The sequence below is a fragment of the Sulfurimonas sp. HSL-3221 genome, from assembly GCF_021044585.1.
GTDB classification, from domain to species: domain Bacteria; phylum Campylobacterota; class Campylobacteria; order Campylobacterales; family Sulfurimonadaceae; genus Thiomicrolovo; species Thiomicrolovo sulfuroxydans.
Genome location: NZ_CP087998.1, coordinates 1196298 through 1209794, shown reverse-complemented (window position 1 = coordinate 1209794; position 13497 = coordinate 1196298). Strand labels below are relative to the sequence as shown.

The window sequence follows — 13497 nt, the reverse complement described above, 5'->3', positions numbered from 1 at the left end:
ACATTTTTAAACCGCCGTATTGTTTATTTTTTAATCATATATAGGACAAATTCTATTCATCGCATATTTTCCACCTCCAAAAAGTTGGTTTTATTTTCTGCTGAAAAGACGCTCAGCGCGGCTTTGAGGCGAGGTACTCCCGCCAGCCGCCGAAGGCAGTGATCTCTTCGGCACCCTTGAGCGCATCGGCCTCGCACAAGAAGCCGTAAACGGCGCTGCCGTCTTCGAGCTGCACGGTGCCGATACAGAGCGGCGACGCGATCTGGACCATAAACGCGCCGAAATGCTCCAGCGGCATCGACCACACCTCAAGGGTGACGCTGCTCTGCGCATCACTGTCGCGGACCATCCCCGGACGCGGCGGTACTTTCTCCGGCACATCAAAGAGGCGGTACCCTTTTGCCGTGCTTGTCGCCGCCACAAAGGTTGCGTCCAGCTCCGTCAACTGGTGGTTGAGCGGCAGACCGCGCATGTGCGCGCCGCAGACGGCGATCTCGATCGTCTCAGCCACGGGGCGCCTCCGCAACAAAAGCTTCGCCGACGTCCATCAGACGGCGGTCGTCAAAGGCGTCGCCGAAGAGCGTGACGCCGAAGGGGAGCCCGTTGGGGCGGAACCCGGCCGGTACCGCGTAGGCGGCGAAGTCAAGCAGGTTCATAAAATTGGTGTAGTAGCCGAGGTTCGTATTCAGCTGCACCGGGTCGGCGTTGATCGCCTCGATGGTGTAGATGGTCCCCGTCGTCGGGGTCAGGGCGAAATCCGTCCCCTCGAGTATCTCTTCGGAGTGGCGCTTGTAGGCTTTGAGACGGTATTCGGCATTGAAGTACTCCTCCGCGCTCTTGTCACGTCCCTGCTCAATGATAGAACGCGTCACGTCCAGTACCTGCTCAGGCGTTTCGTCCATAATCTGTTTCGTCGCGATATAACGCTCGGCGACCCAGGGGCCCGAATAGAGCAGGTTCGCCGCGTCGAGCATCGGCGAGAAATCCGTTTCGACCGCCGTATACCCCATGGATTCGAAGCGGGCTACCGCCGCGTTGAAGAGCGCCTCCGCCTCGCTGTCTCCAAAGAACTTCAGCTGGGAAGGGAGCGGCACGGCAAAGCGCATCGTTTTTTCCGCTGCACCCGCTGACTGCGGCATCTTGCGGCTATAGGGGTCCGCGGCGTCAAAGGCGCATGCGATGTCAAAGACCGCTTTGGCGTCCTCGGTGTTGACGGCAAAGATGGAAACGCAGTCAAGGCTTCGGCACGCCGGTACGACACCGGAGGTGCTCAGCACCCCCTTGGAGGGCTTGACGCCCACAAGGTTGTTAAAGGCCGCCGGGACGCGACCCGATCCCGCCGTGTCGGTCCCCAGGGAGAAGGCCGCCATCTCCAGAGCGACGCTGATGGCGCTCCCCGAACTGGAACCGCCGGAGATGTAAGCGGGGTCGATGCTGTTGCGGCAGGCGCCGTAGGGCGAACGCGTCCCGACGAGCCCCGTCGCGAACTGGTCGAGGTTCGTCTTGCCGACGGGAATCGCCCCCGCTTCGATCAGCTGAGCGACGACGAAGGCCGAGGCTTCCGGGACGTAACTGAATGCCGGACAAGCGGCCGTCGTCGGGATGCCGGCGAGGTCGATATTGTCCTTGATCGCGAAAGGGATGCCGTAGAGCGGCAGGGCATCGGGGTCCATCCCTTCGAGACGTTCAAGATAGGGCTCAATCTCCGCCTCGTTCAGCGCATGGATAAAGATAGGGTTTTCCGCATTCGCCTCGATCCGTGCACGGATCTGCGCCATGACGTCGCGCGGGGTTGTTGTCCCGTTTTTATAATCGTTCAAAAGTTGTGATATCGTCATAATCTATATCCTTTTTATATCGTCGTCTCGGGGAGATCGTCTTCTTTGGTACGCAGCGCTTCGATCAGCGCCGCCGCGAGTATCAGCACGCCGCCGATCATTTCCATGGCGTCCATCCGCTCTCCCGCGATCAGCGTTGCGGAGATGACGGCGGTGATCAGCTCCATGATAATAATGATGGAGGAGCGCCCCGCTTCCATATGCGTCACGCCCCACTGTGAACCGATATTGGCCAACAGCAGCCACAGCACCGCGTATGCCGCAAGGGCAAGCCACGCTTCGGGAGCCAGGTCATAGGGGAGCTGTTCTACGCCCAGGCCGAGCAGCGCGCCGGCCAGGATCAGGCAGCCGTAGAACATCACCGTGATCTTCGAAGCGACCGGGACCGCTGCCGCCGCGCGGAAGACAAGGTTATTCATCGCAAAGAGCAGGCCCGAGAGCAGCGCGATCAGGTCGATCCATGACGGTGCGCCGCCGAGGGCGTCGAACCCGCCGAGAATGACGAAGGCACCCGTGACCGCCAGGGCGGCACCGAGCCAGCGCCAGAGGTCGACGCCTTCGCGCAGGAAGAACTTCCCGCCGAGCACGCCCCAGACGGGCAGCAGGTAGAAAAGTACCATCACACGGATCACCTCGCCGTTGATCAGGGCATAGGTAAACGCAAGATTCGCACCCCCGCCGAAAAGCAGGATCATGCCCATGGCCCGCTTGTGTTCGCGCCATTGTGAAAACTGCGCCATGAGCACCGGGGTCAGCAGGAGGGCGAGGATGCCGTAGGCACCCATCGTCAGCGCGATACCGTCAATACCCATGCCGTTGATCTGTTTAAGCGGCAGCCAGGTAAGCCCCCAAAGGACCGACGCGCCGAGCAGTACGACGACGGGAAGGTGCGATCTCATGCCGCCGCCTTTGCCATATGGCGCTGAAAATGGAGCCGTTCCGTTTCGCCCATCCACTGGTTAAGTTCCCACAGATCGGCCACCGGGGCCTGGGTAAAGGGGAGCGTGTGCAGATAACCGTCGGGGCCGAACTCCGGCGTCATCGTCGAAATCGCGAATCCGCGGTGGTACTGCGCCTCCCAGAAACGTTCCCAGGCCGCCTGGTGCGCCTCCAGGGCATAAGCGTACTCCGGTGCCGCCGGGTGCGGGACCTGCGGCCCCTGGTCGTAACCGACGCGGGCATGGATATGTTTCACGTTCGGCGCGATCGCATCGATCGTCTCTCGTTCACTGTCCATCTGCCGTTCGCAGACGACGCACCAGTGGCTGATGTCGGCCGTCAACGAGATCTCCGGCAGTGCATCGACGATCCGGCGCGTCACCCAGGGGTTAAAGAGGCTTCGGCTGCGGTGGGTCTCGAAACTAATCTGCAGGCCGTAGCGCTCCGCCAGTTTCATCCCCTCTTTGAAAAAGCGCAGGCTCTCCGCCTCGCTCCAGGCGTCCAGTCCGCCGATGCAGGTGACAAAACGCGGGGAGAGTTCCGCACTGCGTGCAAGGATCGCATTGAGGTCGTCCAGGTGCCCTTCGACACCGAGATCGCGCCGCGGGACGTAATCGCCCCCGGTCACCGCCTCGGCGATGTAGTGAAGGCCGTACTTTTCAAGACACGATTTCCAGTAGGCACGCTGGGAGGAAGATTCGGGCGCCGGCCCTTCGATCCCGTCGAACCCCGCCGCAAGGGCTTCGGCACAGGCGCTCTCGAAATCCCCCTCAAAGCCCCACATGGTTTTATATCGCTGCAGTTCCATAATCAATCCTACTCCTGCGGTTCGATAACAAAGAGCATCTTGCCCGCGTGCACGCTCTCACCCTCGTGGCAGAGCACCTTGACGATCTTGCCCGCTTCGGGGGCTTCGATGTCGACTTCCATCTTCATCGATTCGGCGATGGCGAGCACTTCGCCCTCCTCGACCGTGTCGCCGAGTTTCGCCATCACCTTCCAGAGGCTTCCCTGAACCGGGGATTCAACCGCTTCGTCGTGTTCGCCCAGCTCGATCACCTCCATCGTCTCCGCTTTCACTTCGCCGCTCTCGCTGGTGAAGTTCGCCAGCCCCGTGCGTTCCCACATGGCGCGTTCTTCATCGAAGGCGGCCTGCTGCGTCGTTTTAAAGGCTTTGATGCTCTCCTTGTTCTCGGAGAGGAATTCTTTATATGCCTTGAGGCTGAAGGTCGTCTCTTCGACTTCGAGCTTCATGCGGCCGCGGGGGAAATCCTCGCGCATTTTGTGTAGCTCCTCGGCGCTCACCTCGTAGAACTTGATCTGGTCGAAGAAGCGCAGCAGCCACGGCTTGCCCTCTTTGAAATCCGCCGTCTGGCGGTGGCGGTTCCACATCTGCACCGTCCTACCGACGAACTGGTAGCCGCCGGGACCTTCCATCCCGTAGACACACATGTATGCCCCGCCGATACCGACAGCGTTCTCCGGGGTCCAGGTACGCGCCGGGTTGTACTTGGTCGTGACAAGGCGGTGGCGCGGGTCGAGCGGCGTCGCGACGGGTGCACCCAGATAGACGTCGCCAAGGCCCATGACAAGGTAGTTGGCGCCGAAGACGATCTTCTTGACCTCGTCGATAGAGTCCAGGCCGTTGATGCGGCGGATGAATTCGATATTCGAAGGACACCATGGCGCATCGGGGCGGACCGTCTTCATGTACTTGTCGATGGCGACGCGGGTCGACTCGTCGTCCCAGGAGAGCGGCAGGTGTACGACGCGCGCCGGCACCTCGATGTCGTCGATGGACGGCAGGGTCAGTTCAATCTCCTTGAGGCGTTCAATCAGTGCAGCCCGGTCACAGACTTTCGGGTCGAAATGGACTTGCAGCGAGCGGATGCCCGGAGTGATGTCCGTGACGCCCTCGAAGGACTCCTCTTTCATCGCCTCCATCAGCACATGGGCGCGGAAGCGCAGTTCGATGTCGAGCTGCATCTCCCCGTATTCGACGAGCAGGTTCGCGTCGCCGGACTGGCGGATAACCATGGCCGGAAGGTCGCCCTTCGCCTCGTCGGCGAAGAGGATCGGCGATCCGATCGGTTTCGGTGCAAGGAAAGCGCGCTCATCGTAGGTGGAGAGCGATGCGATCGCCTCCTCCTGCGCTCCCAGCATTTCCATCGCCGTGTCGTGTTCCACCGGGACGAACTTCACCTTGTCGCCCGCCCGAAGCTGGCCCATCTTCCACAGCTCGGCGCTTACGATCGTCACCGGGCAGACGAAACCGCCGAGGCTCGGACCGTCGGGGCCGAGGATGACCGGCATGTCGCCGGTGAAGTCGACGGCACCGATGGCGTAGGCATTGTCGTGGATATTGGAGGGGTGCAGCCCCGCTTCGCCGCCGTCCGTACGTGCCCACTGCGGTTTGGGGCCGATCAGGCGCACGCCGGTGCGGTTGGAGTTGTAGTGGATCTCCCACTCCGTCGCAAAGAAGGTTTCGATATCGTCGTCGGTGAAGAAATCCGGGGCGCCATGCGGTCCGTAGAGCACGCCGATCTCCCAGCGGTTCTCATATCCGTGGCGCGGCGTAGCCGGTGCGGTTGCGGCGTCGCTCTCCGTCATCGTGTCGATGTGCAGCACATCGCCGGGAACGAGGGTGCGCCCCGCGTGGCCGCCGAACTGCCCAAGGGTAAAGGTCGAGCGGCTGCCGAGGTACTCGGGTACGTCGAACCCGCCGCGCACGGCCAGGTAGGTACGGAAGCCTTCGTTATGGACTTTTTTCAGTTTGAGCACGCTGCCGGCCTTGACCGTGAGCGCTTCGTTCATGCCCACCGGCTCGTTGTCGATAGAGGCGTCGATCTGCGCGCCGCAGAGCGCGACGACGCTGTCGGTATTGAAGCGCAGCGTCGGCCCGGCGATGGCAATCTCGAGGCCCGCCGCCGCTTCGCTGTTGCCGACAAGACGGTTGGCGTAGCGGAAGCTGAAACCGTCGAAGGGGCCGGAAGGCGGAACGCCGATATCCCAGTAGCCGCTGCGGCCCGGGTAGTCCTGGATCGTCGTCTGTGTTCCCGGGCGCAGCACGTCGATACTGTTTGGCGTAAAGCTGAAGCCGTCAAGGTACTTCGTCGTCTGTTTGCCCTGTTCAAAAACATCGGAAGCGACGATGGCGCCGAGGTAGCGGAGGTTCGTCTCGATCCCGTCGATGCGTGTCTCTGCAATGGCCGTGCCGATCTTGGCAAGCGCATCACTGCGGTCACTGCCCTTGACGATAAGCTTGGCGATCATCGGGTCGTAGAAGGAGGAGACTTCGAGGCCCGTCTCAATGAAGGTGTCGCAGCGGATCCCTTCTGCGAAGGCGACGTTCGTCAGGACCCCTGAGCTGGGCTGGAAGTTCTTCATCGGGTCTTCGGCATAGACGCGCACCTGGATGGCGTGTCCCTGCGGGGCATGGACGTAGTCGTACAGCGCCGGGTTCTCGCCGGCGGCCGTGCGGATCATCCACTCGACGAGGTCGACGCCGGTCACCTCTTCGGTAATGCCGTGTTCGACCTGCAGGCGGGTATTGACTTCGAGGAAATAGAATGCGCCGCTGTCCGTATCGTAGACGAACTCGACCGTCCCGGCGGAGCGGTAGGCGACGGAGGCCGTCAGGTCTCTGGCGGCTGTGTAGAGCGCTTCGCGCGTCTCATCGGAAATCCCGGGAGCCGGGGTCTCCTCGATCACCTTCTGGTTACGGCGCTGTACGGAACAGTCACGGTCACCTAAAGTTGCCACAAAGCCCTCGCCGTCGCCGAAGACCTGTACTTCGATGTGGCGTGCATGTGCGACGTATTTTTCCAGGAACATCCCGCCGTCAGAGAAGTTGTTTTCACTGAGGCGCTTGACGGAGTCGTAGGCACTAAGCAGCTGCGCTTCATCGAAACAGAGCTGCATCCCGATCCCGCCGCCGCCGGCGGTACTTTTGAGCATTACCGGGTAGCCGATGCGCGCCGCTTCGCTTTTCGCTTCGTCAAGGTCGGACAGCAGTGAGGAGCCCGGCAGGAGGGGAACGTTGTTCGCCTCGGCCAGGGCGCGGGCCGTGTGCTTGAGGCCGAACTTCTCCATGTGCTCCGTACGCGGACCGATAAAGGCGATCCCGGCCGCCTCGCAGGCGCTGGCAAAGGCCGCATTTTCGCTCAGGAAGCCGTAGCCCGGGTGCACCGCTTCGGCACCGCTCTGTTTTGCAATATCAAGGATCTTTGCCGCGTCGAGATAGCTTTCGGAAGCCACACCGTGGCCGATATAGTAGGCTTCGTCGGCGAGGCTGACATGCAGGGAGTCGGTATCGGCGCCGGTATAGACGGCGACGGAGCCTATGCCCATCTTCTTGAGCGTACGGATGACGCGGCAGGCGATCTCTCCGCGGTTGGCGATCAAAACTTTGCTAAACATTTTCAGGTCCTTAAAAATAGTACTTTTCGGGCCGTCCCGGTCGTCTGAATGCCGCAGGCCGTCCCGAGGCACTGGAAGAAACGCTCTTCCCGGCGTTATTCGAAAAATTTCGGAAAGCGGTTCTTGCTCTCGAAAAAGGCCATGTCGTGGTTGGGCCACAGATCCGCGCCCGTTTCAAGGGCGAGCCGTTTGAGCTTGCGGATGCTCTCCAGCGCCTGCGTTTCGTCGTCGCGGTAGCAGAGCCCCGGCGCGATCTCCCGCTCCAGGTTCTCCCGCAGGTCCGCCGCGTCGCCGGCAAGGAGGATCGGGGAGCCCTTGGGCAGCTCGATCATCATTGACATGTGGCCGGCCGTATGGCCCGGCGTCTCGATGGCGCGGACGCCGGGGACGAGGTCGTATTCGCCCTTGTAAACGCGCCAGTTCACCGGACAGTCGAAGTCCTCTTTGAAGTAGGCTTCGTCCGCCGGTTCACGCGCCGCCTCAAGCTCTTTTTCATGCACGTGCACTTCCGCACCGCAGAATTCGCAGACCCCGCCGGCGTGATCGAAATGCAAGTGCCCGCAGAAGACGACGTCGATATCCTCTTTCTGCAGTCCCAGCTCCGCCAGGCGGTTGGGCAGGCGCTGCTCCTCGGTCATCTGCGGCGGACCGAAGGGGAAGCCTTCATGCTCGTAGAACTGCTTGCGTAGAACCGGGTCGGCGATCTTCGTGTAGTCGCATCCCACATCGTAAAGGATGCGGCCGTTGGACGTCTCGATCAGGTAGGCGAGGATCGGGGCGTCGATGATCACCCCTGAGCCGTGGTTGCGGGTTGAGAGCGTCTTCTCGTAACGGTGGGTTCCCGTCAGGATGGGCCAGAACTTCTTTACCTGTGTCATGTTGGACTCCTTCAGTGCGCCGTCAGGAACGAGACGCCGTCCACACCGATAAAGGTGCGGCCCCCGTCACGCTTGACGTCAAGGTCGGCCGGGTCTCCGTTGAGGACCCGGCCGACACGGTAGCGGTGGTAACTGCGCGCCAGGTCGGAGAACACCAGGACCTGCGTCCTGTCTTCGCCGTAGAGCTTGGCGTGCAGTCCCGGCAGCCGGTACCACGGCTGGATCTGCTGATCATGGTGAACGTTGTGGTACGCGAAATTGAGGACCAGCAGGTTCAGCCACGGGTATTTCTCAGAGATCAGGTTCGAATAGGTATTGCGCGATTCGAAGGCGCGGTCATACTGTTTCACTTGCGCTTCGCGCGAAAAATCCAGGGTTTCATGCACATCGTAGGTGTGCTGGTGCACATCCATGAAACGCATGACCGTCAGGAAGATCATGTACGCCAGCGGGTAAAGCAGCAGCACCTTCGGCGCAATCGACGCCAGTGCGGCAAAGAAAGCGATGCGCAGTACCAGTACCGTGACGACGCGGCGGCGCAGATAGCGGCGGCTCTCCTTCATGAACGGCAGAATGACGACCAGGGCGTGCATCATGATCTCGAGGGCGGGAATGTAGAACCACTCCAGTACCTGGATCGTCTTGAGCAGTTTCGGATAGTGCGGCAGGCGGGTGCGGAAATCGAACGAAACGATATCGGCACGGTCCAAGTGGTGGCGGACATGCTTCATCCGTATCGCCTCGTAATCGCTGTACGACGCGCCGCAGATCCAGAGCAGAAGCTCTCCGAAACGGTGGTTGTTGATCGGCAGCCTGAAGAGCGAATCGTGGGCGCACTCGTGGATGAAATAGGCGGCGATGACCATACCGTGTGCCAGCAGGAGTACCCCCGCCGCATTCAGCCACAAGGCGTCGGCCAGGATGGCGGCGAATCCGCCCACGTAGGCCCCCAGCATATAGGCCCATGCCGCCAGGTTCGGCAGCCATGCATCTTCGAAGCGCAGAAGCCGTGTCGCCTTTTTCATCGTCTTAGTCGTCCCAGATGACCAGCTGGATCGGCGACGGGTTGAACGCGTTGCACGGGTTGTTGAGCTGCGGACAGTTCGAGATCAGCACCAGCGTGTCCATCTCGGCTTTCATGTCGACATAGTCGCCCGGCTTGGAGATACCGTCGACGATGATCAGGAAACCGTTCTCCTCGATCGGCACGTTCATGAAGAAGTTGATGTTGTTCGTGAGGTCCCGCGGGTCCATCTCACGCTCGCCGATCTCGAACAGATAGTTGTCGCGGCAGCTGTGCATGTACTTTGTATCGTGGCCGTAGCGTACGGTGTTGCTCTCCGCGCTGCAGTGCCCGCCCAGGGTGTCGTGGTTGCCGCAGGTATCGTCGGTGATCGTCATCATGACGTTGTCGTCGGTGGAGATCAGCTGTGTGCCCGTCGTGACGAAGATACTCCCCTGTTCGCGGATCGTATCGTTGGCCGAGTAGCGCTCTTCGTGATCATTGGCATTGTAAAAGAGCGTGTCGACGGCCTGGCACCCTTCAAGGTCGACGATACGCAGCGTCTGGCCTTTTTTCACGACATAGCTCCATGGCACGCCGGCCGGCAGTTTGTGGTTGTATACGGCTGTTTCGATATCTCTTTTCATCACGCGCTCCTCAGGCAAAGTAACGTGCGTTGTTCTTGAACGCACGTTGGGACTGGATACTGAAGTTCATGCAGTAATCATCTTCGGTGACCGGGGCCGCTTTGAACAGCGTCAGCTGGACGTCGCTCGGGTTGTACGTTCCCTTTTCCATCACATGCGGCGTGTTGGAGAGCACCAGCAGGACATTCATCTCCGCGCGCAGTTCGATGTAGCTCTGCGGCTGCGGCCGCTTGTCGGAAAGCGCCAGCTTATTGCCCTCTTTGACGTCGACCCGTCTGAAGAAGTTGACCGCCTGAAGCATGTCACGTTTTCCCATGCCGTATTTGCCCAGTTCGACGAGGAAGTTCTCCCGGTCGCTTTTGTAATAACGGTTGCGGATATGTTCGAAATCGCCCTCGCCGAAGTTTTTCGCGACGATGCGCGGGTTGCTGATGCCGCCGATGGCGTCGAAGAGACCGTCAGTCGTATCTTCCGTAATGGAAAGCAGTACGCGGCCCTGCTCGGAATAGAAGACCCGCCCTTTGCAGAAGTAGGCGTTATGCTGAAGTTTGACCGTGTCGGCGGAGTTGAAACGCTCCGAGGTGTTGTCGGCGTTGTAGAACATCGCGCTGAGGGTGCCCAGCCCGTCCTTGGTCGTGATGCGGATCTTGTCGCCGCGCTTAATGATCTTCGACCAGCGTGCACCGCCCGGGAGCACCTCGTCGAGGATGATGGATTCTGGTTTCAGGTTTTTGTGTTCAGTAATCACTGTTTCTCCTTCAAAGTTTTCGGGCCGTCCCGCGCGTCATGATGCCGCAAGTCGTCCTGCGGCACTGGAAGATCTGCTCTTCCCGGTCTGGATCAAACCTTGATGGTTTTATCGATCTCTTCAAGTACGGATTCGCGCGTATCCCCGACGGGGATGTCGTAGGTGATGCGCGCCCCGTAGGCGTTGGGTGCGTGCGGGTCGTGACGGACCTTGTCGAAGACCAGCAGCCGCGTTCCCAGGTAGAACCCCTCGTGGAGGTCATGGGTGACCATGACGACGGTGAGGTTGTTCTTTTCCCAGAGGTCAAGGATCAGCGCGTGCATATCGGCGCGGATCCCAGGGTCGAGGGCCCCGAAGGGTTCGTCCAGCAGCAGGATCTTCGGCTTTTTCACCAAGGATTGCGCAATAGAGAGACGCTGCTGCATCCCCCCGGAGAGCTCGCTGGGGTACTTGTGCGCCGCGTCGCCGAGGCCGACGGCTTCGAGCATCGCCATCGCTTCGGCTTCCGCCGCCCTGCGGGCCTGGCCGAAAAGGCGACCTGAGAGCGGAGCCTTTTCAAACTCGATCCCGAGCATGACGTTTTTCAACACACTCAGGTGCGAGAAGACCGAATAGCGCTGGAAGACGATCCCACGGTCGACGCCCGGCTCTTCCGGGAAAGGCTTCCCGTCAAGCAAAAAGGTGCCGCGGGTCGGGTTCTCCTGCCCCAGCAGCATCTTCAGAAAGGTTGTTTTCCCGCAACCCGACGGTCCGACGAGCGTACAGAATTCGCCCGCCTCGATGTTCAGGCTCAGGTTTTCCAGCACGACGTTGTCGCCGTACTCTTTCCAGAGGTTTTTAACGGTGACGAGGCTCATGACTGCTCCTTCCCTGCGTCATACCACGGGAACACCTTGTAAGTGAACCGCTTGAGCAGGTAATCAAACAAAAAGGCGAGGAAGGTGATCCAGGCAACATACGGCAGGATCACATCCATCGACAGGTAGCGGCGTACCAAGAAGATCCGGTACCCCAGCCCTTCCGTGGCCGAAATTGCCTCGGCGGAGATCAGGAAGATCCACGCCGTCCCCATGGTGAGGCGCACCGCATCAAGCAGGCGCGGAAAGATCTGCGGCAGCACGACGCGCAGGACGATCGTCCAGGACGATCCGCCCAGGGTCTGCGCCTTGATCAGCTGCTCCGCCGGGATCTCCATGACCCGCTGCTGCAGGTCGCGGACGATCAGCGGGGTCACCCCGATGACGATCAGTGCTACTTTAGCCAGCTCACCCATACCGAAAATGATGAATAAGATGGGCAAAATAGCCATTGGCGGCACCATGGAAAAGGCCGCGACGAAGGGCGAAAGGCCCGCACGAACGAAGGGAATGAACCCCAGCGGGATCCCCATCAGCAGTGCGAGCACTGCGCTGATGAGCACACCGAGGCCGAGGCGCTCGAGCGAGGCGACCGTATCTTCGACGAAGAGGTATTCGCCGGTACGCTTGCTCGGTTCAAACGCCATGCGGTCGATCGCTTCGGCAAAGCTGCTCATGGAGGGCAGCAGTTTGTCGTTCGGATTTTCCGCCAGGCGGACTTCCGACGCCCCCAGGTAGAGGAGCACGATCAGCACAAACGGCAGCAGCCCCAGGAAAAAGAGGGACTGTTTCGACGGTCTGAGGTTCATTAAACGTTTCATGAGAGGACCTTACAGTTTCCCTTCGGCAGCCATTTTGACATAGGTGTCGTCGAAGCGGAGCTTGATGTTTTTCGGATCACCGAACGTTTTGCCGCCCGGGAACGCCATACCAATGAACTCGGCGTCAGGAGCACCTTCGCCGAGGATGCCGTGGTCAAAGGAGAATTCGCTGACTTTTTTCATCGTCGCCGGAATGGCGTCGCTGGTTGTAAACGTCAGCAGGTCAGAGGGCTCGTAGAACATCATCGTGGAGTCAAGCTGGCTCTTGTAGCCCGCGAGGTCCGTACCGGAAGCCTGCGCCATAAAAGTCAGTGCCGCTTCGTCGCCCTTTTTCATCAGTGCCATCGTCTCAAACCATGCACCGGTCAGCGCTTTGGCGAGTTTCGGGTTGTCTTTGAGGGTTTCCGTGTTGATGACGAGCATATCGATAATCTCGCCCGGCGTCTTGCTGGAGTCGAAGACAAGGTTCGCATCTTTGTTGTTGGCCATGATCTCGCTGAGCTGCGGGTTCCATGTTGTCATCGCCGTGACGTCTTTCGTACCCCATGCCGCGACCATATCGGCGTCGGAGGTGTTGAGGACCTTGACGTCTTTCTCGCTCAGGCCGACCGTTTCAAGCGCACGTGCCAGCAGGTAGTGTGAGACAGAGAGTTCGACGAGGTTGACCGTCTGGCCTTTGATGTCGGAAAGCTTTTTCTTGTTTTTAAGGAGGATACCGTCGTTCCCGTTGGAGTAGTCACCCATGATGACCGCTGTAGAGTCGACGCCGCCGGCAGCCGGAATCGTGAGGGCATCCATGTTTGTCATCAGACAGCCGTCAAATTTTCCTGCAGTATATTGGTTGATTGATTCGATGTAGTCGTTGACCTGGACCATCTCGATCTCGATGCCGTATTTTTTGGCCCACTTGTCGATGATCCCTTTTTGCTGGGCGTAATCCCAGGGCATCCATCCGACATAGATCGTCCAGGAGACCTGAAACTTATCTTTGACTTCCGCCATCAGAGAAGAGGCACCAAGGCCCATGACCATCGTAGCGGCAACTAAGAGTTTTGAGGTAGATTTGAAAATAGATTTCATGTAAATCTCCTGAGTAGGTAATGGAATAAACACGCCAAGAGGTTGTAACCTCCCGGGCTTTTATCCCTCCGTGTAACCCCTACTCAAGAGGTCGACGGCTCTCGGACCAGACACGGTAACCCGCCGGAACCCTAGCCGCCTATTGTGGACAGTGGTGAGGTTAAACAACCTCGTGACATGCTTTCTGGGTGTCAGTATAACATTTTTATCAAACAGGTCAAGGAATTTAGTGGTTAAAAAATAATCACTATTAAAAACAGTAACAAC

Annotated in this window: 12 protein-coding genes and 1 riboswitch; all 12 genes read right to left on the bottom strand. The window is 59.6% G+C overall.

Going from position 1 to position 13497, the window contains the following annotated elements; all coding sequences use genetic code 11:
• Nucleotides 1-112: 112 nt before the first annotated feature.
• The 12 genes from LOH54_RS06150 to LOH54_RS06095 all read right to left on the bottom strand — a co-directional run bounded on the left by LOH54_RS06150 (nt 113) and on the right by LOH54_RS06095 (nt 13230).
• Complete coding sequence (locus LOH54_RS06150) at nt 113-511, bottom strand: allophanate hydrolase-related protein (RefSeq protein ID WP_231021159.1); 399 nt, start codon at nt 509-511, stop codon at nt 113-115.
• Nucleotides 504-1838, bottom strand: coding sequence for an allophanate hydrolase (gene atzF, locus LOH54_RS06145; RefSeq protein WP_231021158.1), 1335 nt, complete (start codon nt 1836-1838; stop codon nt 504-506). The genes LOH54_RS06150 and atzF overlap by 8 nt, the downstream gene beginning before the upstream one ends.
• 14 nt (nt 1839-1852) lie before the next feature.
• Entirely contained in the window at nt 1853-2737 is an 885-nt protein-coding gene (locus LOH54_RS06140; protein WP_231021157.1) for a DMT family transporter, read from the bottom strand.
• Nucleotides 2734-3585, bottom strand: coding sequence for a sugar phosphate isomerase/epimerase family protein (locus LOH54_RS06135; protein ID WP_231021156.1), 852 nt, complete (start codon nt 3583-3585; stop codon nt 2734-2736). The genes LOH54_RS06140 and LOH54_RS06135 overlap by 4 nt, the downstream gene beginning before the upstream one ends.
• Before the next feature lie 8 nt (nt 3586-3593).
• Nucleotides 3594-7196, bottom strand: coding sequence for an urea carboxylase (gene uca / locus LOH54_RS06130; protein ID WP_231021155.1), 3603 nt, complete (start codon nt 7194-7196; stop codon nt 3594-3596).
• A gap of 95 nt (nt 7197-7291) precedes the next feature.
• Nucleotides 7292-8074, bottom strand: a complete 783-nt coding sequence (locus tag LOH54_RS06125) for an N-acyl homoserine lactonase family protein (protein ID WP_231021154.1) — start codon at nt 8072-8074, stop codon at nt 7292-7294.
• Nucleotides 8075-8085: 11 nt separating this feature from the next.
• Nucleotides 8086-9099, bottom strand: a complete 1014-nt coding sequence (locus LOH54_RS06120; RefSeq protein ID WP_231021153.1) for a fatty acid desaturase family protein — start codon at nt 9097-9099, stop codon at nt 8086-8088.
• 4 nt (nt 9100-9103) lie between these two features.
• Complete coding sequence (locus LOH54_RS06115; RefSeq protein WP_231021152.1) at nt 9104-9724, bottom strand: urea amidolyase associated protein UAAP2; 621 nt, start codon at nt 9722-9724, stop codon at nt 9104-9106.
• Between the two features lie 10 nt (nt 9725-9734).
• Nucleotides 9735-10472: an urea amidolyase associated protein UAAP1 gene (locus LOH54_RS06110; RefSeq protein ID WP_231021151.1), complete on the bottom strand. Its 738-nt coding sequence runs from the start codon at nt 10470-10472 to the stop codon at nt 9735-9737.
• A 92-nt stretch (nt 10473-10564) separates the two neighbouring features.
• Nucleotides 10565-11329 carry an ABC transporter ATP-binding protein gene (locus LOH54_RS06105; protein ID WP_231021150.1) on the bottom strand — a complete coding sequence of 255 codons (765 nt, stop codon included), beginning with the start codon at nt 11327-11329 and terminating at the stop codon, nt 10565-10567.
• Nucleotides 11326-12150 (bottom strand): ABC transporter permease, encoded by an 825-nt coding sequence (locus LOH54_RS06100; RefSeq protein WP_231021149.1) that lies wholly within the window; start codon nt 12148-12150, stop codon nt 11326-11328. Before LOH54_RS06100 ends, LOH54_RS06105 begins: the two co-directional genes overlap by 4 nt.
• 9 nt (nt 12151-12159) lie before the next feature.
• Entirely contained in the window at nt 12160-13230 is a 1071-nt protein-coding gene (locus LOH54_RS06095) for a putative urea ABC transporter substrate-binding protein (protein ID WP_231021148.1), read from the bottom strand.
• A 47-nt stretch (nt 13231-13277) separates the two neighbouring features.
• Nucleotides 13278-13376, bottom strand: a riboswitch (guanidine-I (ykkC/yxkD leader).
• Between the last annotated feature and the right edge of the window lie 121 nt (nt 13377-13497).

Excerpts from the sequence above, each read along its gene's own strand:
- LOH54_RS06120 (WP_231021153.1), bottom strand. The coding sequence starts at position 9,099 with ATGAAAAAGGCGACACGGCTTCTGCGCTTCGAAGATGCATGGCTGCCG.
- uca (WP_231021155.1), bottom strand. The coding sequence starts at position 7,196 with ATGTTTAGCAAAGTTTTGATCGCCAACCGCGGAGAGATCGCCTGCCGC.
- atzF (WP_231021158.1), bottom strand. The coding sequence starts at position 1,838 with ATGACGATATCACAACTTTTGAACGATTATAAAAACGGGACAACAACC.
- LOH54_RS06105 (WP_231021150.1), bottom strand. The coding sequence starts at position 11,329 with ATGAGCCTCGTCACCGTTAAAAACCTCTGGAAAGAGTACGGCGACAAC.
- LOH54_RS06095 (WP_231021148.1), bottom strand. The coding sequence starts at position 13,230 with ATGAAATCTATTTTCAAATCTACCTCAAAACTCTTAGTTGCCGCTACG.
- LOH54_RS06135 (WP_231021156.1), bottom strand. The coding sequence starts at position 3,585 with ATGGAACTGCAGCGATATAAAACCATGTGGGGCTTTGAGGGGGATTTC.
- LOH54_RS06140 (WP_231021157.1), bottom strand. The coding sequence starts at position 2,737 with ATGAGATCGCACCTTCCCGTCGTCGTACTGCTCGGCGCGTCGGTCCTT.
- LOH54_RS06125 (WP_231021154.1), bottom strand. The coding sequence starts at position 8,074 with ATGACACAGGTAAAGAAGTTCTGGCCCATCCTGACGGGAACCCACCGT.
- LOH54_RS06100 (WP_231021149.1), bottom strand. The coding sequence starts at position 12,150 with ATGAAACGTTTAATGAACCTCAGACCGTCGAAACAGTCCCTCTTTTTC.
- LOH54_RS06115 (WP_231021152.1), bottom strand. The coding sequence starts at position 9,724 with ATGAAAAGAGATATCGAAACAGCCGTATACAACCACAAACTGCCGGCC.